21 protein-coding genes and 1 tRNA gene are annotated in these 18,086 nt (G+C 65.3%); 14 read left to right on the forward strand and 8 right to left on the reverse strand.

What is annotated here, in order from left to right:
* Positions 1 to 18: 18 nt before the first annotated feature.
* The 8 genes from GH660_RS07035 (at position 19) to GH660_RS07070 (ending at position 8,397) form a co-directional block, all read left to right on the forward strand.
* Positions 19 to 1,218, forward strand: a complete 1,200-nt coding sequence (locus tag GH660_RS07035) for an MFS transporter (RefSeq protein ID WP_153145931.1) — start codon at positions 19 to 21, stop codon at positions 1,216 to 1,218.
* Positions 1,219 to 1,317: 99 nt separating this feature from the next.
* Complete coding sequence (locus GH660_RS07040; protein WP_153145932.1) at positions 1,318 to 1,698, forward strand: sirohydrochlorin chelatase; 381 nt, start codon at positions 1,318 to 1,320, stop codon at positions 1,696 to 1,698.
* An 8-nt stretch (positions 1,699 to 1,706) separates the two neighbouring features.
* Complete coding sequence (locus GH660_RS07045) at positions 1,707 to 2,282, forward strand: ANTAR domain-containing response regulator (protein ID WP_153145933.1); 576 nt, start codon at positions 1,707 to 1,709, stop codon at positions 2,280 to 2,282.
* Positions 2,283 to 2,681: 399 nt separating this feature from the next.
* Entirely contained in the window at positions 2,682 to 3,863 is a 1,182-nt protein-coding gene (locus tag GH660_RS07050; RefSeq protein ID WP_228276393.1) for a CmpA/NrtA family ABC transporter substrate-binding protein, read from the forward strand.
* 17 nt (positions 3,864 to 3,880) lie between these two features.
* Entirely contained in the window at positions 3,881 to 4,819 is a 939-nt protein-coding gene (gene ntrB, locus GH660_RS07055; RefSeq protein ID WP_153145935.1) for a nitrate ABC transporter permease, read from the forward strand.
* A 12-nt stretch (positions 4,820 to 4,831) separates the two neighbouring features.
* Positions 4,832 to 5,632, forward strand: a complete 801-nt coding sequence (locus GH660_RS07060; RefSeq protein ID WP_153145936.1) for an ABC transporter ATP-binding protein — start codon at positions 4,832 to 4,834, stop codon at positions 5,630 to 5,632.
* Between the two features lie 160 nt (positions 5,633 to 5,792).
* A complete protein-coding gene (locus GH660_RS07065) occupies positions 5,793 to 7,727 on the forward strand; it encodes a type IV pili methyl-accepting chemotaxis transducer N-terminal domain-containing protein (protein WP_153145937.1) in 1,935 nt (644 codons plus the stop codon).
* A 1-nt stretch (position 7,728) separates the two neighbouring features.
* Positions 7,729 to 8,397: a response regulator transcription factor gene (locus tag GH660_RS07070; RefSeq protein ID WP_153145938.1), complete on the forward strand. Its 669-nt coding sequence runs from the start codon at positions 7,729 to 7,731 to the stop codon at positions 8,395 to 8,397.
* A 13-nt stretch (positions 8,398 to 8,410) separates the two neighbouring features.
* Here GH660_RS07070 and GH660_RS07075 read toward each other — a convergent pair whose 3' ends face one another.
* The 8 genes from GH660_RS07075 to GH660_RS07110 all read right to left on the reverse strand — a co-directional run bounded on the left by GH660_RS07075 (position 8,411) and on the right by GH660_RS07110 (position 11,668).
* Positions 8,411 to 8,680 (reverse strand): hypothetical protein, encoded by a 270-nt coding sequence (locus tag GH660_RS07075; protein WP_153145939.1) that lies wholly within the window; start codon positions 8,678 to 8,680, stop codon positions 8,411 to 8,413.
* 165 nt (positions 8,681 to 8,845) lie between these two features.
* A complete protein-coding gene (locus GH660_RS07080; RefSeq protein ID WP_153145940.1) occupies positions 8,846 to 9,109 on the reverse strand; it encodes a hypothetical protein in 264 nt (87 codons plus the stop codon).
* 153 nt (positions 9,110 to 9,262) lie between these two features.
* Positions 9,263 to 10,042 (reverse strand): spermidine synthase, encoded by a 780-nt coding sequence (locus GH660_RS07085; RefSeq protein WP_228276413.1) that lies wholly within the window; start codon positions 10,040 to 10,042, stop codon positions 9,263 to 9,265.
* 62 nt (positions 10,043 to 10,104) lie between these two features.
* Positions 10,105 to 10,419 carry a DUF805 domain-containing protein gene (locus GH660_RS07090; protein WP_153145941.1) on the reverse strand — a complete coding sequence of 105 codons (315 nt, stop codon included), beginning with the start codon at positions 10,417 to 10,419 and terminating at the stop codon, positions 10,105 to 10,107.
* Between the two features lie 85 nt (positions 10,420 to 10,504).
* Positions 10,505 to 10,735 (reverse strand): hypothetical protein, encoded by a 231-nt coding sequence (locus GH660_RS07095; protein ID WP_153145942.1) that lies wholly within the window; start codon positions 10,733 to 10,735, stop codon positions 10,505 to 10,507.
* On the reverse strand, positions 10,732 to 11,133 hold the full coding sequence (locus GH660_RS07100; protein ID WP_153145943.1) for a PAS domain S-box protein: 402 nt from the start codon (positions 11,131 to 11,133) through the stop codon (positions 10,732 to 10,734). The genes GH660_RS07095 and GH660_RS07100 overlap by 4 nt, the downstream gene beginning before the upstream one ends.
* 18 nt (positions 11,134 to 11,151) lie before the next feature.
* On the reverse strand, positions 11,152 to 11,508 hold the full coding sequence (locus tag GH660_RS07105; protein WP_153145944.1) for a phage holin family protein: 357 nt from the start codon (positions 11,506 to 11,508) through the stop codon (positions 11,152 to 11,154).
* Positions 11,509 to 11,593: 85 nt separating this feature from the next.
* Positions 11,594 to 11,668 (reverse strand) — tRNA-Arg (locus tag GH660_RS07110).
* A gap of 133 nt (positions 11,669 to 11,801) precedes the next feature.
* Between GH660_RS07110 and GH660_RS07115 the strand changes: the two genes are divergently transcribed.
* The 6 genes from GH660_RS07115 (at position 11,802) to dapA (ending at position 18,077) form a co-directional block, all read left to right on the forward strand.
* Positions 11,802 to 13,724 (forward strand): ATP-binding cassette domain-containing protein, encoded by a 1,923-nt coding sequence (locus GH660_RS07115; protein WP_153145945.1) that lies wholly within the window; start codon positions 11,802 to 11,804, stop codon positions 13,722 to 13,724.
* Between the two features lie 105 nt (positions 13,725 to 13,829).
* On the forward strand, positions 13,830 to 14,471 hold the full coding sequence (locus GH660_RS07120; protein ID WP_153145946.1) for an MBL fold metallo-hydrolase: 642 nt from the start codon (positions 13,830 to 13,832) through the stop codon (positions 14,469 to 14,471).
* Between the two features lie 65 nt (positions 14,472 to 14,536).
* A complete protein-coding gene (locus GH660_RS07125) occupies positions 14,537 to 15,154 on the forward strand; it encodes a DNA-3-methyladenine glycosylase (protein WP_153145947.1) in 618 nt (205 codons plus the stop codon).
* Between the two features lie 57 nt (positions 15,155 to 15,211).
* A complete protein-coding gene (locus GH660_RS07130) occupies positions 15,212 to 16,180 on the forward strand; it encodes an acetyl-CoA carboxylase carboxyltransferase subunit alpha (protein WP_153145948.1) in 969 nt (322 codons plus the stop codon).
* Positions 16,149 to 17,120 (forward strand): tRNA lysidine(34) synthetase TilS, encoded by a 972-nt coding sequence (gene tilS, locus GH660_RS07135; protein WP_153145949.1) that lies wholly within the window; start codon positions 16,149 to 16,151, stop codon positions 17,118 to 17,120. Before GH660_RS07130 ends, tilS begins: the two co-directional genes overlap by 32 nt.
* Positions 17,121 to 17,198: 78 nt before the next feature.
* Complete coding sequence (gene dapA, locus GH660_RS07140) at positions 17,199 to 18,077, forward strand: 4-hydroxy-tetrahydrodipicolinate synthase (protein WP_153145950.1); 879 nt, start codon at positions 17,199 to 17,201, stop codon at positions 18,075 to 18,077.
* Positions 18,078 to 18,086 lie beyond the last annotated feature (9 nt).

Genomic DNA, 18,086 nt, shown 5'->3' on the forward strand with positions numbered 1-18,086 from the left:
CCGCGGCGGGGCGACGGCATGAGCCGGGCGCCGATCGCCGGTGACCAGCGGATGCCGGCCGGCGTCTGGGTGCTCGGCTTCGTCAGCCTGCTGATGGACGTTTCGTCGGAGATGATCCACAGCCTGCTGCCACTGTTCATGGTTACCACGCTCGGGGCCAGCGCGCTGGTCGTCGGGCTGATCGAGGGGCTGGCCGAGGCGACGGCGCTGATCGTCAAAGTGTTTTCCGGTGCGCTCAGCGATTACCTGGGCCGGCGCAAGGGGCTGGCGGTCTTCGGCTATGCGCTGGGGGCGCTGACCAAGCCGGTGTTCGCGCTCGCCTCGGGCGCCGGCATCGTCCTCGCCGCCCGCCTGCTCGACCGCATCGGCAAGGGCGTGCGCGGCGCTCCGCGCGATGCCCTGATCGCCGACCTCGCGCCGCCGGCGATCCGTGGCGCCGCCTTCGGGCTGCGCCAGTCGCTCGATACGGTCGGCGCCTTCGTCGGCCCGCTGCTCGCCACCGGGCTGATGCTGCTTTGGGCCGACGACTTCCGGGCAGTCTTCTGGGTTGCCGTGATTCCCGGCCTGCTCGCCGTCGCCCTGCTGTGGGCCGGCGTCCGCGAGCCGCACCGGGCGCAGCCGGAAAGGCGCGGCAACCCGATCTCGCGCGCCAGCCTGCGGCGGCTGGGGGGCGCCTACTGGTGGGTGGTCGGTGTCGGCGGGCTGTTCACGCTGGCCCGCTTCAGCGAGGCCTTTCTCGTTCTGCGCGCGCAACAGTCGGGCATCGCGCTGGCGCTGGTGCCGCTGGTCATGGTCGCCATGAATCTCGTCTATGCGCTGGCCGCCTACCCGTTTGGCCGCCTGTCCGACCGCGTCAGCCATGCCGGTTTGCTGGCCGGCGGCCTGCTGGTGCTGGTCGCCGCCGACCTGGTGCTGGCGGCCAGCGTCCACTGGGGCGCGCTACTGGCCGGGGTGGCGCTGTGGGGCATCCATCTCGGCATCACCCAGGGGCTGCTGGCGACGATGGTCGCCGCTACGGCGCCAGCCGACCTGCGCGGCACGGCGTTCGGCTTCTTCAACCTGGTCAGCGGCGTCGCCATGCTGCTCGCCAGCCTGTGCGCGGGGCTGCTGTGGGATCGCTTCGGGGCCGAATTCGCTTTTTACGCCGGCGCGGCGTTCAGCCTGGTCGCCCTCCTGGCGCTTGCCGGACGGCCACGCGGAACGCCGTCGCGCGGGTGATTTCCGTTCGCCGCAGGCGGGCGCATACTGTACGTGTCTGCACCGCTGGCCTTCCGGCCGTCCGGGCGGCATAATCCGCCACCTTTCAGGAGTTGACCCATGACCACGGCCCTCATCCTTTTCGCCCACGGCGCCCGCGATCCGGAATGGGCCAATCCGCTGCGCCGCGTCCAGGCGGCGATCCGCCAGCGGGCCGGCGACAAGGCGGTCGAGCTCGCCTTCCTCGAATTCATGGCGCCGACGCTGGCCGACTGCGCGGCGGGGCTGGTCGCCGGCGGCGCGTCGGAGATTGTCGTGATTCCGATGTTCATCGCCCAGGGTGGCCATCTCAAGCGCGACGTGCCGGAAATGCTGGACCGCTTGCGGTCGACCCATCCGGCAGTGCGATTTTCATTGGCGGGGGCGATCGGCGAGCACGAAACCGTCGTCCAGGCCATGGCGGCGGCGGCGTTGCAAGCGGCTGGTTCGGAGTTTGCTTAACCCCCCGCATGCTTACCGTACTCGTCATCGATGAATCCCGTTCGCGGGCTGGAGAAATCTGCGCCGGGCTGGCGCTCGCCGGCTATCAGGTGGCCGCCATCCTGGCCGGCTCGGAAAACCTGACGGCAGAGGTGGAGAAACTCCAGCCCGACGTCATCCTGATCGACACCGACAGCCCGAGCCGCGACACGCTGGAAAATCTGGCGGCGATGCACAAGGACATGCCACGGCCGGTCGTCATCTTCACCCAGGAAGACGGCCAGGCGACCATCCGCGACGCCGTCAGGGCGGGCGTTTCGGCCTACGTGGTGGATGGCCTCGATCCCAGGCGCATCAAGCCCATCGTCGAGGTGGCGCGCGCCCGTTTCGAGGATACGCAGGCACTGCGCCGCGAGCTCGACGAGATTTCGCAGAAGCTTTCCGAGCGCAAGCTGGTCGACAAGGCCAAGGGCGTGCTGATGAAGGCGCGCGGGCTCGACGAGGACGCGGCCTACCACGCCATGCGCAAGCTGGCGATGGAGCGCGGCCAGACGATGGCCAAGGTGGCGCGCGACGTCATCGACATGGCGCGCGTCCTACTCTGACATTCCCCGTTGTTGTGCAGGGGAAGTCGCTTGCTGCACTGCAACAGTGCATGGCCTGGCGGCAGGCGCCGGGCGAATCCGGCAAAAAAACTCCATTAGAATCATATAGTTCCAAGTAACTAGTTACAAATAACTAGTCCTGGCACGACCATTGCGATGGTCCTCGTGAAACGCACGGTCAATGGCGGCCGGGCAGGAATCCGATCGGTTCGGTCGGATTCCGGGGACAAGGGCGTCCACCTGTGCTGCCGGGATTTTGCGGCATGGGTGTGGCGCCCATTTTGTTTTTCGATTCAAGCAATCAAGGAGCAAGCAATGGAAGACAACACTCTGGCGCCTAAGTCCAAGTCGTCCTTTTCTCGTCGTGACTTTGTTTCAGCCGCTTTGGGAGCATCGCTAATGTCCATGGTACCCCCCGGCGTCCGCAGCGGTGCCTGGGCCGCCGGTTCGGATGCCCCCGAAAAGAAGGAAGTCAAGATCGGCTTCATTCCCCTCACCGACTGCGCCTCCGTCGTCATGGCGGCGGTCAACAAGTTCGATGAGAAATACGGCATCAAGATCATCCCGACCAAGGAAGCCTCGTGGGCTTCGGTGCGCGACAAGCTGGTCAATGGCGAGCTTGACGCCGCCCACGTGCTGTACGGCCTGATCTACGGCGTGCAGTTGGGCATCGGCGGTCCCAAGAAGGACATGGCGTCCCTGATGACCCTGAACAACAACGGTCAGGCGATCACGCTTTCGAACCAGATGCGCGACAAGGGCGCGACCGACGGCGCCAGCCTGGCTGCCCTGATCGCCAAGAAGGAAAAGGAATACACCTTCGCCCAGACCTTCCCGACCGGCACCCACGCCATGTGGCTGTACTACTGGCTGGCGGCCAACGGCGTCAATCCGCTGAAGGACGTCAAGACGATCACCGTGCCGCCGCCGCAGATGGTGGCCAACATGCGCGTCGGCAACATGGACGGTTTCTGCGTCGGCGAGCCGTGGAACAACCGCGCGATCATGGACAACATCGGCTTCACCGCGGTGACGACGCAGGACATCTGGGTCGACCACCCGGAAAAGGTGCTCGGCACCACCGCCGAATGGGTGCAGAAGAACCCGAATACGGCGCGTGCCATGGTCGCCGCCATTCTCGATGCCGGCAAGTGGATCGACGCCTCGCTGCCGAACAAGCAGAAGACGGCCGAAACCATCGCCCAGAAGGCCTACGTCAATACCGACACCGAAGTCATCGTCGCCCGCATGCTCGGCCGCTACCAGAACGGCCTCGGCAAGAGCTGGGACGACAAGAACCACATGAAGTTCTTCAACGATGGGGCGGTGAATTACCCTTACCTGTCCGACGGCATGTGGTTCATGACCCAGCACAAGCGCTGGGGGCTGCTCAAGAGCCATCCCGATTACCTGGCGATCGCCAAGCAGGTCAACCGCATCGACGTCTACAAGCAGGGTGCCGCCGCCGCCGGCGTCGCGCTGCCCAAGAGCGACATGCGCAGCAGCAAGCTGATCGACGGCGTCGTCTGGGATGGCAAGGATCCGGCGAAGTACGCCGACGGATTCAAGGTCAAGGCCTGAGGGCCAGGGAGAGAATCATGAGCGCAATGACGATGAGCGGTGATTTTGGCCTTGAAAAGCCGGTCGACCGCAGCACAAGCAGCCAGCCGGTCGCGGAAGTCGCCGCCGAACCGGCCAAGGAAAAGAAAATGGAAAAAGCAGCAACCCTGGCGGTCGCCGAAACCGGCACGCCGATCGGCGAAAAACTGGGCGCCTTCGGCCGCGCCATCCTGCCGCCGGTACTCGGTCTGGTGGTACTGATCGGTCTCTGGTATGTCGCCACCCACAAGGGCGGCAGCATTCCCGGGCCGGTCCAGACCTGGGACGCAGCGGTGGCGCTGTTCTCCGACCCGTTCTACCGCAACGGGCCGAACGACCAGGGCATCGGCTGGAACGTGCTGTCCTCGCTGCAGCGCGTCGGCATCGGCTTCGGCTTCGCGGCGCTGGTCGGCATTCCGCTCGGCTTCATCCTCGGTCGCTCGGCCTTCCTGTCGGCCATGGTCAACCCGATCATCAGCCTGCTGCGTCCAGTGTCGCCGCTGGCCTGGCTGCCGATCGGCCTGCTGGTGTTCAAGAAGGCCGACCCGGCGGCGACCTACACCATCTTCATCTGCTCGATCTGGCCGATGATCATGAATACCGCCCAGGGCGTCCAGCGCGTGCCGCAGGATTACCTCAACGTCGCCCGCGTGCTGGCGCTGTCCGAGTGGAAGGTCGTCACCAAGATCCTCTTCCCGGCCGTGCTGCCCTACATGCTGACCGGCATCCGCCTGTCCATCGGTACCGCCTGGCTGGTCATCGTCGCCGCCGAAATGCTCACCGGTGGCGTCGGCATCGGCTTCTGGGTGTGGGACGAGTGGAACAACCTGAAGGTCGAGCACATCATCATCGCCATCTTCGTCATCGGCATCGTCGGCCTGATCCTCGAACAGAGCCTGATCCTGCTGGCCAAGAAGCTGACCAAAGAATCGTCGTAAGGAGCGCACATCATGGAAAAATTCGTACAGATCGAAGCGGTGGGCCAGACTTTCGACACCAAGAAGGGCAAGTTCGTCGCCCTGCGCGATATCGACCTGACCATCAAACAGGGCGAATTCATCGCGCTGATCGGCCACTCCGGCTGCGGCAAATCGACCCTGCTCAACCTGATCGCCGGCCTGACCCGGCCGACCACCGGCGTGCTGCTCTGCGACGGCCGCGAGATCGGCGGCCCGGGACCCGAGCGCGCGGTGGTCTTCCAGAACCACAGCCTGCTGCCCTGGCTGACCTGCTTCGAGAACGTCTACCTGGCCGTCGAGCGCGTGTTCGGCGCCAAGGAGGGCAAGGCCAAGCTCAAGGAGCGTACTGCCGCTGCGATCAGCCTGGTCGGCCTCGACCACGCCAGCAGCAAGTACCCGCATGAAATCTCCGGCGGCATGAAGCAGCGCGTCGGCATCGCCCGTGCGTTGTCGATGGAACCCAAGGTGTTGCTGATGGACGAGCCCTTCGGCGCCCTCGACGCGCTGACCCGCGCCAAGCTGCAGGACGAGCTGATGAAGATCTGCGAGGCCACCCGGGCGACCACCGTCATGGTCACCCACGATGTCGACGAGGCCGTGCTGCTCTCCGATCGCATCGTCATGATGACCAACGGCCCGGCGGCGACCATCGGCGAAATCCTCGAGGTCAAGCTGCCGCGCCCGCGCGAGCGCCTGACCCTGGCGCACGACCCGGCCTACATCGACTACCGCGCCGCGGTGCTCGAATTCCTCTACGAAAAGCAGGCGCACGTCGAAAAGATGGCTGCCTGATCCGTGTACCGCCTCCATCGTCGCTAAGCTCTCTCTCTCCACTAGCGACCTTTGCCCATCGGCTCCCGCCGGTGGGCTTTTTTTTGTCCTTTGATTCATCTGCTTGCATTTTCGGCAAGCGGCGGGCTAAGGTGCCGGGCATCGCACAAACGAGGCATCGATGTTTGCTTTTCCCGGCAAGCTGTCCCGCAAGATCGTTGGGACGCTGTTCGTCTTCTTCCTGGTGGCCCTGTCGGCCATCGGCATGACGCTCTACCTTTCCTGGCAACTGGAAGGCGTGGCGGCGGCGATCAACGATGCCGGCAGCCAGCGCATGCGCACCTACCGGATCGGCCACCTGATGGCGCGCAGCCTGGAACACCATGATGTCGCCGTCGACCGCAGCGTGCAAAGCGAAGTGGAGCGTTTCGACCGGGTCCTCCTCGATCTGCGCCAGGGCGATCCGGCGCGGCCGATGGCGCCGCCGCGCGATGTCGACGTCCAGGCCCGCCTGCTGGCCGTCGAGACGGCCTGGCGCCAGACGATGCGCCCGCAGGTCGTAGCCTTTCTCGGTCACCCGCCGGCGCAGCGCGCTGCCGCGCTCGACGGCTTCGACGACGAACTGGAAGGCTTCGTCGGCGGCATCAACGACCTGGTGCTGGCGATGGAGCACAGCTATGCCGCCAACACCAACCTGCTGCGCACGGTGCAGGCGGCGCTGATCGTCCTCGCCACGATCGGCACGGCGGTCCTGATCCGCTTCTTCATGCAGCTGGTGATCCGCCCGGTCGGCGAACTGCAGGCCGGCATCCGGCGCATGGCCAACGACGATCTGGCGGTACGCCTGCCGGTCACCCGGGATGACGAGCTGGGCAGTTTGGCGAGCGGCTTCAACCAGATGGCCGAGCATTTGCAGCGGGTTTACAACACACTGGAAGAACGGGTCGCGGCGGAAACCCGCAGCCTGGCGGAGCGCAACCGGGAACTCGGCATCCTCTACGGGATTACCGCCTTTCTCAGCGAACCGGCGCCGCTCGAAGCCGTCTGCCAGGGGTTTCTCGGGCGCATCCGCAACGCCCTCGGCGCCGATGCCGGGGCCGTGCGCCTGTACACCGCCGATACCGAGAAGCTCTACCTGATGACGCACGAAGGCCTGTCGGAGGAGTTCGTCTTCCGCGAAAGCGAAATGAACTGCAGCGACTGCCTGTGCGGCGATGTCATCCAGACCGGCAAGCCGGTCGCCTTCGCTACGCTCAACCCGCCGCCGGGCATGAAATTGCGGACCTGCGTCCGCGAACGCTTCGCCACGGCGACCGCCTTCAACATCCTCTACAACAAGCAGCGGATCGGCGTCTTCAACCTCTACTTTCGCGAACAGCGCGAAGTTTCCGAGCAGGAGTTCAATCTGCTCGAAACCCTCGGCCAGCACCTCGGCGTGGCCGTCGAGAACCAGCGCCTGCGGTCGCGCGAGAAGGAACTGGCGGTGTCCGAGGAGCGCAACCTGCTGGCCCAGGAACTGCACGATTCGATCGCCCAGGGGCTGGCCTTCCTCAACATCCAGGTCCAATTGCTGCAGGATTCGCTACGCAAGGGGCGCGCCGACGAGGCCATGCAGACCGCCGGGCAACTGCGCGAAGGGGTGCAGGAGAGCTACGACGACGTGCGCGAGCTGCTGGTTCACTTCCGCACCCGCATGCACCAGTCCGACCTCGATTCGGCCATCGTCGCCGCTCTCGAAAAATTCGAGGGGCAGACCGGCATCGCCACCGGCTTCGAGCGCCAGGGCAGCGGGGCGCCGCTGGAGCCGACCGACGAGATCCAGATCATGCACATCGTCCAGGAGTCTCTGTCCAACATCCGCAAGCATGCGCGGGCCGGCCGGGTGGCGGTGACGGTGCGCCGCACGCGGCGCGAAATCGAGGTCGTCGTCGAGGACGATGGCGGCGGCTTCGACCCGGTCAACGAACCCAACGTCCTTTCCGAGCGCCACGTCGGTCTGCGCATCATGCGCGAGCGGGCGCACCGGATCGGGGGAGAATGTCAGATTACGTCGGCGCCGGGCAAAGGCACGCGGGTGCGCTTCGTCCTGCCGAAAAAACAAGCAGAGGTTGCCTGAAATGACTGAAAAAATTCGCGTATTGCTGGTCGACGACCATGTCCTGTTCCGCAGCGGGGTCAAGGCGCTGCTGCAGCGCCACGACGACTTCGAGGTGCTCGACGAGGCCGGCGACGGCCTTGAAGGCATCAAGCGGGCGCGTTCGCTGCAGCCGGACGTGATCCTCCTCGACCTGCACATGCCGGGCATCAGCGGCCTCGAGGCGGTCAAGGTGATCACCGAGGAAATCCCCGGCGCCCGGGTGCTGATGCTGACCGTTTCGGAGGATGCGCAGGACCTGATGGAGGCTCTGCGCGCCGGCGCCAGCGGCTACCTGCTCAAGAACATCGAGATGGACGCGCTGCTCGACGCCATCCGGCGGGCGGCCGAGGGCGACTCGGTGGTGTCGCCGCAGATGACCGCCAAGCTGATCCAGGGGGTGCGCGAACAGCCGGGCGCGGCGAGCCAGGTGGTCGAGCGCGACAAGTTTTCACCGCGCGAGCGCGACATCCTGAACTGCCTGGCGCAGGGCGAAAGCAACAAGGAAATCGCCCGCGCCCTCGATCTGGCGGAAAGCACGGTCAAGATCCATGTCCAGAACATCTTCAAGAAGCTGAACATGACGAGCCGCGTGCAGGTTGCCCTCTACGCGGTCGAGCACGGCTTCGGGCCGCAGTCGCGCCACGTCTAGGCGGGGCGGTTGCTTAGTCGACGAGCGGCTGCGGGCAGCGCTGCCGGAAATTTTCGTAGGTGGTGCGATGTTTGGCGGCGACTTCCGGTTCGCCGCGGTCGACCGCCTTTTCGGCACGGTTTCTGAGGATTTCGCCGAGATAGGCCAGGCCGTTTTCGGAGCGCAGGAGATTGCTGCCGATCAGCACGGCGACGATGGGCGGCAGGTTTTCCTCTTCGGCGATGGCGACGACCTCGTCTTCGGTCAGGCCGCACATGTCGATGCAATCCTTCAGTGCAAGCATGGTCTGTTTCCTTGCTCCTTGTTCCTGTTATTTCCGACTGGGGCGAACAGTCATGGTTCCGCAGACTTTGTATCCGTCTGTCGGCAAAAAGAACCCGGCCACTCGGGTCGGGTTCGCGACCGGTCGGATGCCGGTCAGTCCTCGGCGGAGGAGTCTGGAAACGCTTCAGAGCGGCATCGGATGCGTGCGCTGCAGATGCTGGTAGGTTTCCGCGAGATCTCTCGCATGCTCGACGTGGCCGCATTCTAGGGCATGTTCCATGTTCTCGACAATCATCGAGTGCAGTTTGAAAACACCCTCCGGCGAACTCAGCAGGGTTTCACCCAGTTCGGCGGCAACGGCCATCGGGAGATGCTCGTGTTCCGCGACGGCTTCGATTTCGCCGCGGTCGAGATCGCAATAATCAAGGACGTCCTGAATGGAAAGCATGTATTCCTCCTCGGGCATGGCAAAGATAACGGGGGAGTGGCATTGAATTGCCGGTTATCGTTGTTGTGTCCGCCTTGTCGTATTTATGGGTGGAGGATCATTATATTTTTAGGTGGAAAAACCTAAAAAAACAAGGTTGACCGCAGCAGCCCTTCAGATGCGCAGCATCCCGCCGGGCAGCGGGTGGGCGAGTTGCAGGCGGGTGAGGGTGGGCAGCAGGTCGAGGCCGGTTTCCTTCTTGAGGCGCAGCGCCCGGTCGCGCAGGTCGTCCAGCGTGATGGCGACAGCTTCGCCGCCGGTGGCGAAGGCGATGGTATTGCCGCTGTCGCACGACGGAAGTACGGCGATGCGTCCGTCGAAGGCGGCCGCCAGGCGTTCGACGCTGCCGGCGAAGCCCTTGTTGCGTCCAAGGAGGTTGACGCAGAGCAGCCCCGCGTCGGTGAGCCGGGTGCGGCAGGCCTGATAGAAGGGCAGGGTGTCGAGCGCACCGGCGCGGGCGTCGGCGTCGAAGCCATCGACCAGGATGTAGTCGAAGCGGCGCTCGCCGGCCAGCATGAATTCGGCGCCGTCGCCGATGACCACGGCCAGGCGGGCCGGATCGTCCGGCAGTTTGAAGAACTGGCGGGCGATGTAGTCGACCTGCGGGTTGATTTCGACGACCGTGCTGCGGCAGTCGGGCAGGTTGCGGTAGATGAACTTGGCCAGCGAGCCGGCGCCGAGCCCGACCAGCAGGGCGCTGCGCGGCCAGCTGCCGGTGCCGCCGCGCAACAGCAGGCCGGCCATCATTTCCCGCGTGTAGGCCAGTTCCAGCGACCACGGCCGGGCGATCCGCATCGCCCCCTGCACCCATTCCGAGCCGAAATGCAGGTAGCGCACGCCGGCCTCTTCGCTGATGTCGACGGAATGCCGGGGAGGGGATTTCCTGGTTTTCACGATGGCATGGGCGGTGGTATGGCGTGCCACTCCGGGCCTCCGGAGCCGGGCGGCGCAGCCGGTCAGAAGCGGTTCGGTTCCTTGCCTTCCTTGACGGCCCAGTACATCAGGACGATCCAGCCGATCAGCGGGATCAGGTACAGCAACTGGAACCAGCCGCTCTTGTCGATGTCATGAAGGCGCCGCGCGCCGACCGCCAGGTTGGGCAGTGCGAGGGCCAGGCTGGCCAGATTGGACAGCGTGTCGTTGACCATCGCGGTGCCCACCAGCACCAGGAAGGCGAACAGTTCCCACCACCAGAATTCGGAGCGCGGGGCGCGCCCGCTAAAGTCCGCGTACTTGGCAAAACAGGTCTTGATGGCTTCACCGAATGTCATTTCATTGGACTCGCTTGATCGAAATGACGAAGTCTACCGGAAGTGATTCGCTCTGCATAACCGGAGGCGGGGGCGCGAACCCGGGTCAGTTCGCCACCTTCCGCCAACCCCGGGATTCCATGCAGTGGTGCATGGCCCTGACCTGGGCGCTGGTGACCATGCCGTCGGCGCCCGAATAGGTTTGCAGCTTGCAGTAGCGCTGGTCGGCGCCGAGATCGCCACCCGGTTTTTCCCAGTGCCAGGAGGCGCAGCCGGCGAGGCCGACGGCGCCGGCGAGCAGCACCCGGCGCAGGCGCATGGGCCGGGTGCCAATCATGGCGCCGCCGCCCTTTCCCTGGCCACTCGTTCGCTCACGTCCCGGGCGACCGCCACCGAGCCGATTGCCGTGCCGGTACCATCGGCGACGATGGCGAAGCTCATCTCGACGTAAAGCTTGCGTCCCGACTTGTGCTCGGCGCGCGTTACAGTCGGATGTCCGTGCAGCCGCGTCGCGCCGGTTTCCATGGCGGCGTCGAAGCCGCGCCAGTGGGCGGCGCGCAGGCGCTCGGGGATGATCAGGTCGAGGCTCTGCCCGAGCGCCTCGTCGAAGGAGTAGCCGAACAGCGCCGTGGCAGCGGCGTTCCAGCGTTCGATCAGCCCCTGCCGGTTGGCATAGATCACCGCATCGGCGGTCTGCTCGAGGATCAGGTCGCCCAGCGCCTGCGTTTGCGGCATGTCGATCCTCCCCGCGATTCAGGAAGCCTTGCGTTTGCCACCCTGGAGCAGGGTGGCGAACGCCCAGCTGGCCAGGCTGTAGACGATCGACCCGAACAGCGCGGCGACAAAACCGTCGACCCGGAAACCGCGCAGGATGTCGCCGGCGAACCAGAACAGCAGCGCGTTGATGACGAAAAGAAAGAGGCCCAGGGTCAACAGGGTGACCGGGAGGGTCAACAGGATGAAGATCGGCCGGATCACGGCATTCACCAGGCCGAGTATCACCACGGCGATGAGCGCGGAGAAGAAGGTCTCGATGTGGACGCCAGGGACGATGTAAGGCACCAGGAGCAAAGCGACCGCATTGAGCAGCCATACCAGAACGAGCTTCATCGGGTTCGTGCCTTTCTCGTGTGATTGGATTGAGACCTTGCGACTGTCGCCGCTCAGGAAATTCGGTGCATCACAAACATTTGGCTGGCGCCCCCAGGTGGAATCGAACCACCAATTCGCCCTTAGGAGGGGCGTGTTATATCCATTTAACTATGGAGGCGGCGTGCGTGCCGGCAGGCGCGCATTGTACCGGGGGGCGACCAATTTGGGATAGATGCCCCAACCGCAAGCCGTTAGAATGTCGCATCCGAACCTGACTCGGCGCCTCGCGGGGCGCCGTTTTCCATTGCGCCATGCCTTACCTGAAACTTTCCGACGCCTGTCTCGCCTATGGCCACGTGCCGCTGCTCGATCATGCCGATTTCCAGCTCGATCCGGGCGAGCGGGTGGCGCTGATCGGCCGTAACGGCACCGGCAAATCCTCGCTGCTGGCGGCCCTCGCGGCCGGTTCCGGGCGCGGCCGGCTAGATGATGGCGAAGTTTGGGTGCAGCCCGGCATCCGCGTCGGCTACGTGCCGCAGGAACCGCCGTTCGATCCGCGGTCGACCGTGTTCGAGGCGGTCATTTCGGGCATGGGCGAGGCTTCCCGGTTGCTCGCCGCCTATCACGAGGTGTCGCACCGGATGGCCGAAGGCGGGGGCGATCACGATGCCCTGCTGGCGCAGATGGAAAGCCTGCAGCACGAGCTGGAAGCCTGTGGCGCCTGGGCCTACGAGGCGCAGGCCGAGAAGGTCATCGACCGTTTCGGACTCGACCCTGACGCCAACGTCGGCAGCCTGTCCGGCGGCCAGAAGAAGCGCCTGGCGCTGGCCCAGGCGCTGGCGGTCGCGCCCGAGGTGCTGCTGCTCGACGAGCCGACCAACCACCTCGATATCGCCGCCATCGAGTGGCTGGAAAATCTGCTGATCGAAACCGGCGTCACCCTGTTCTTCATCACCCACGACCGTTCCTTTCTCGACCGCGTGTGCACGCGCATCGTCGAGCTCGATCGCGGGAAGCTGGCCAGTTTTCCCGGCAGTTTCAAGGACTATCAGCAGCGTAAGGAGGCTTTGCTGCACGAGGAGGCGCTGGCCAATGCGCGCGCCGACAAACTGCTCAAGGAAGAGGAAATCTGGATCCGCAAGGGCGTCGAGGCGCGGCGGACGCGTGCCGTCTTCCGCGTCCAGCGCCTGGACAAGCTGCGTGCCGAACGCCAGGCGCGGCGCGAACGCATGGGCAAGGTCAATCTGCAGCTCGATGCCGGCGACAAGAGCGGCAAGCTGGTCGCCGAACTGGAGCATGTGAGCAAGCGCTACGGCGAGCGGGTCATCGTCCGCGATTTTTCGGCGCGCATCCAGCGCGGCGACAAGATCGGCGTGATCGGGCCGAACGGCGCCGGCAAGACGACGCTGTTGCGCATGATCCTCGGCGAATTGAAGCCCGACGAAGGCAGCGCGCGCCAGGGGACGAAGATCGATGTCGCCTATTTCGACCAGTTCCGCACCCAGCTGAATCCGGATGCGTCGTTGGTCGATGTCATTTCACCGGGATCGGATTACGTCGAGATCGGCGGCGCGCGCAAGCATGTGATCGGCTATCTCGAAGATTTTCTCTTCGCCCCGGAGCGCGCCCGTTCGCCGGTCAGTTCGCTCTCCGGCGGCGAGCGCAACCGCCTGCTGCTGGCCCGCCTGTTCGCGCGGCCGGCCAACGTGCTGGTGCTCGACGAGCCGACCAACGACCTCGACATCGAGACGCTTGAGCTGCTCGAAGAACTGCTCTCCAACTACGACGGCACGCTGTTCCTGGTCAGCCATGACCGGACCTTCCTCGACAACGTGGTGACGCAGACGATCGCTGCCGAAGGTGATGGCGCATGGAAGGAGTATGCCGGCGGCTACAGCGACTGGGCGGCCTACAAGGCGAGCGTCCAGAAGGAGGCCGGCCGGCCGAAGGGCGAGGGCAAGCTGGCGGCGAAGGCGGCCGAACCGGCGAAGGCGCGGGCCGACAAGCTGTCGTGGAAGGAGCAGCGGGAACTGGAGGCACTGCCGGAAAAAATCGCTGCGCTGGAGGACGAGCAGGGTGCCTTGACCCGGCGCCTCGAAGACCCGGCCATCTACCAGACCGACCCGGCCGGCGCGCAACAGGCGGCCACGCGACTGGCGGCGATCGACGACGAACTGATGGCGCTGCTCGAACGCTGGGAAGCGCTGGAAGCGCGGGCCGGGAATCCGGCGTAGGCGCAATTTCCGGCGTGCTGCTCGCAAAATGGGTGGCACTGCGAGGACGGTAGCTGGTCGGCGGCCATGCGATAATGGCGCCCATTTCGTCAATTCCGATCCGCCATGCGCTACGCCATCGTTCCGGTCACGCCCTTCGAGCAGAACTGCACCATCTTCTGGTGCGAAAAGACCCGCCAGGCGGCGGTGATCGACCCCGGCGGCGATATCGACCGCATCCTCGGAGTGCTGCAGCAGGAAGGCCTGACGCTGGCCAAGATACTCGTCACCCACGGCCACATCGACCATGCCGGCGGCGTCGGCGCGCTGGCCGCGCGAACCGGCGTGACGATCGAGGGGCCGCACGAGGAGGATCGCTTCTGGATCGTCGGCATGCCGCAGCAGAGCAAGATGTTCGGTTTCCCGAACGTGACCAGCTTCGAGCCGGACCGCTGGCTCAAGGCCGGCGACAAGGTGCATTTTGGCGAGGTCGAACTCGACGTGCTGCATTGTCCCGGGCACACGCCGGGCCATGTCGTCTTCTACCACGCGCCGAGCAAGCTGGCGCAGCTCGGCGACGTGCTTTTCCAGGGCTCGATCGGCCGCACCGACTTCCCGCGCGGCGACTATGACACGCTGATCCGCTCGATCCACGAGCAACTTTTCCCGCTCGGTGACGACGTCGAGTTCATCCCCGGACACGGGCCGATGTCGAACTTCGGTGAAGAACGCCGCTACAACCCCTTCCTGAGCGGCAAGTACGGCTGATCCGGGCTTTTCACGGCCTGTTGCGGTCGACCACGTTTTTTGGCCGATTTTCAAAAGGTGATGCGATGACTCCGGATTACTGGCAACAGGCGGCGCAGGAGCTGGCGGCCGCCGACGAGCGCATGGCCGAGCTGGTCGCGCGCTACGCTGGCCTGGGTCTGGTGTCGCGCGGCGATCCGTTCGGTACACTGGCGCGCTCCATCGTCGGCCAGCAGATTTCGGTCAAGGCGGCGGATGCGGTGTGGGGGCGTTTTGTCGCGGCGGTCGGCGAGGTTTCGCCGTCAGCGGTATTGGCGGCAGGCGAGGAAGGGCTGGCGGGTTGCGGCCTGTCGCGGCGCAAAAGCGAGTACGTGCGTGACCTGGCCGCGCATTTTGCCAGCGGGCGGCTCGATCCCGCGGAGTGGGTGTCAATGGACGACGAGTCGGTGATCGTCGCGTTGACCGAGGTGCGCGGCATTGGCCGCTGGACGGCGGAAATGTTCCTGATCTTCAACCAGTTGCGCCCAGACGTTTTTCCGCTTGACGATATTGGGCTGCAGCGGGCGGTGCATGAACGTTATTTCGGGGGCGAGAAGCAGCCGCGCAAGACGCTTGCCGCCTGCGGCGAGCGCTGGCGGCCTTGGCGTTCGGTGGCCACCTGGTATCTGTGGCGCAGCCTCGACCCGCTGCCGGTCGAGTATTGAGATTGGCATTACGGCCTTTGGGGTAAAATACGCGCCAACCAAGAAAACGGGCTGTCCATGAAAACAACTTTCCTAGACTTCGAGCAGTCGATTGCCGACCTCGAATCCAAGATCGAAGAGTTGCGCTTTGTCCAGGATGATTCCGCCGTCGATATCGCCGAGGAAATCGGCCGGCTGGAAAAGAAAAGCGCACAGCTGACCAAGGACGTCTATGCCAAGCTGTCCCCGTGGCAGATTTCCCAGGTGGCGCGCCATCCGCAGCGGCCCTATACCCTCGACTACATTTCGCTGATCTTCACCGACTTCGAGGAACTCCACGGCGACCGCGCCTTTGCCGACGATCACGCCATCGTCGGCGGCCTCGCCCGCTTCAACGGCCAGCCGGTGATGGTGATCGGCCACCAGAAGGGGCGCGACACCAAGGAAAAGATCCACCGCAATTTCGGCATGCCGCGCCCCGAAGGCTATCGCAAGGCGCTGCGCCTGATGAAGCTGGCCGAGAAGTTCGGCCTGCCGGTGATGACCTTCGTCGACACGCCGGGCGCCTATCCCGGCATCGACGCCGAGGAGCGCGGCCAGTCCGAGGCGATCGGCCGCAATCTCTACGTGATGACGGAACTCAAGGTGCCGGTGATCGTCACCATCATCGGCGAGGGCGGTTCCGGCGGCGCGCTGGCGATCGCCGTCGGCGACGTCGTTCAGATGCTGCAGTACTCGACCTATTCGGTGATCTCGCCGGAAGGCTGCGCCTCCATCCTCTGGAAAAGCGCCGAAAAGGCGCCGGAAGCCGCCGAAACGATGGGTATCACCGCCCAGCGCCTGAAGACGCTGGGCCTGGTCGACAAGATCGTCAGCGAGCCGCCCGGCGGCGCCCACCGCGACTACGCGGCCATGGCGCACAATCTCAAGAAGGCGCTGCAGGACGCCCTCAAGAACCTTTCCGCGCTGTCCACCGCCGAACTGCTGGCCACGCGCTACGAGCGGCTGATGAGCTATGGCCGCTTCAAGGAACACGCCGCCAAGTAGTCTCCCGGCCCGCGTCGCCGCCTTTCTCGCCGCCCGGAAGGCGGGCGGCGGGCGTTTGAGCGTCGGCCTTTCCGGCGGTTGCGACTCGGTCGTCCTGCTGCATCTCCTCGTCGCAGCGGGATTCGGCGACCGGCTCGACGCCGTTCATGTGCATCACGGCCTGTCGCCCAATGCCGAATCGTGGGCCGGCTTCTGCGCCGATTACTGCCGGCGCCTCGGCATCGCCTGCCATGTCGCGCAGGTCGATGTCGACCTGCGCAGCGGCCTCGGCCTCGAAGCGGCGGCCCGCACCGCCCGCTACGAGGCCTTCGCGGCGCTCGCCGCCGATACCCTGCTGCTCGGGCATCACCAGGGCGACCAGGCGGAAACCCTGCTGTTCAACCTGCTGCGCGGTAGCGGTGTGACGGGGGCGGCGGCGATCCCGGTTGACTGGCGACAAGGGCGGCTGCGCATCCTGCGCCCGTTGCTCGGCGTTTCGCGCGAAGAGATCGAGGCCTATGCGCAGGCGCACGGGCTCGCCTGGGTCGATGACGAGAGCAATGCCGATACCGCGCTGACCCGCAATTTCCTGCGCCATGAGGTGCTGGCCGCAATCGCCGGCCGCTTTCCGGCCGCCGAACGGAATCTGGCCCAGGCCGCCGGCCACTTTGCCGAGGCCGACGTCCTGCTCGGCGAACTGGCGGCCAGCGACTGGCAGGCGGCGGCCGACGGCGACGCACTGTCGCTAGCGAATCTGCGCGCCATGTCGCTGCCGCGCCTCAAGAATCTGTTGCGCCATCGCTTGCGCCTGCTGGGCTGGCGGGTGCCGGCGGCGGCGCGGCTCGATGAATTCGCCCGGCAACTGCAGTGCGCCGGGCCGGATCGTCATCCGGCGCTCGATCTCGCCGAGGGCAGCATGGTCGCCGGCCGGGGGCGCCTGCGCTGGGTCGGCCGGGGGTAACAATCTGTTACCAAGCGCCTTTCCGCTGCAAGGACCCTTCAGTTACAATCCCCGGATTATTTTATTGCTCAACAGGCCATGATTACCGGATCCCTTGTCGCCATCGTCACGCCCATGCAGGAGGACGGCAGCCTCGATTTGAATTCCCTGCGCAACCTGGTCGATTTCCACGTGCGCGAGGGTACCGACGCCATCGTCGTCGTCGGTACCACCGGCGAGTCCCCGACCGTCGATGTCGAGGAGCATTGCGAGCTGATCCGCGTCACGGTCGACCATGCTGCCGGCCGTATTCCCATCATCGCCGGCACCGGCGCCAATTCGACGGCCGAAGCCATCGAGCTGACGAAGTTCGCCAAGAAGGCGGGCGCCGACATGGCGCTGTCCGTCGTGCCCTACTACAACAAGCCGACCCAGGAAGGCCTATATCGTCACTTCAAGTCGATTGCCGAAGCGGTCGACCTGCCGATCCTGCTCTACAACGTGCCGGGCCGCACCGTGGCCGACATGAGCAACGACACCATCCTGCGCCTCGCCCAGGTGCCGGGTATCGTCGGCGTCAAGGACGCCACCGGCAACCTCGACCGCGCCTGCGACCTGATCGCCCGCGCGCCCAAGGACTTCGCGCTGTACACGGGCGACGACATGACTGCGGTGGCCACCATCAGCCTGGGTTTCCACGGCGACATTTCGGTAACCGCCAACGTCGCTCCGCGCCTCATGCACGAGATGTGCGTCGCCGCCCGCAACGGCGATATCGCCCGCGCGCGCGAAATCCACTTCAAACTGCTCGGCCTGCACCGCGACCTGTTCTGCGAAGCCAATCCGATTCCGGTCAAGTGGGCGGTGCAACAGATGGGCCTCATCCCGGGGGGCATCCGCCTGCCGCTGACCACCCTCTCCGAAGCCAGCCAGGCTCGAGTTCTTTCCGCCATGCGCCTGGCCGGCGTCATTGCCTGACCGACGGAG

The organism is Dechloromonas sp. H13 (assembly GCF_009469615.1).
In the GTDB taxonomy this organism is placed as follows: domain Bacteria; phylum Pseudomonadota; class Gammaproteobacteria; order Burkholderiales; family Rhodocyclaceae; genus Azonexus.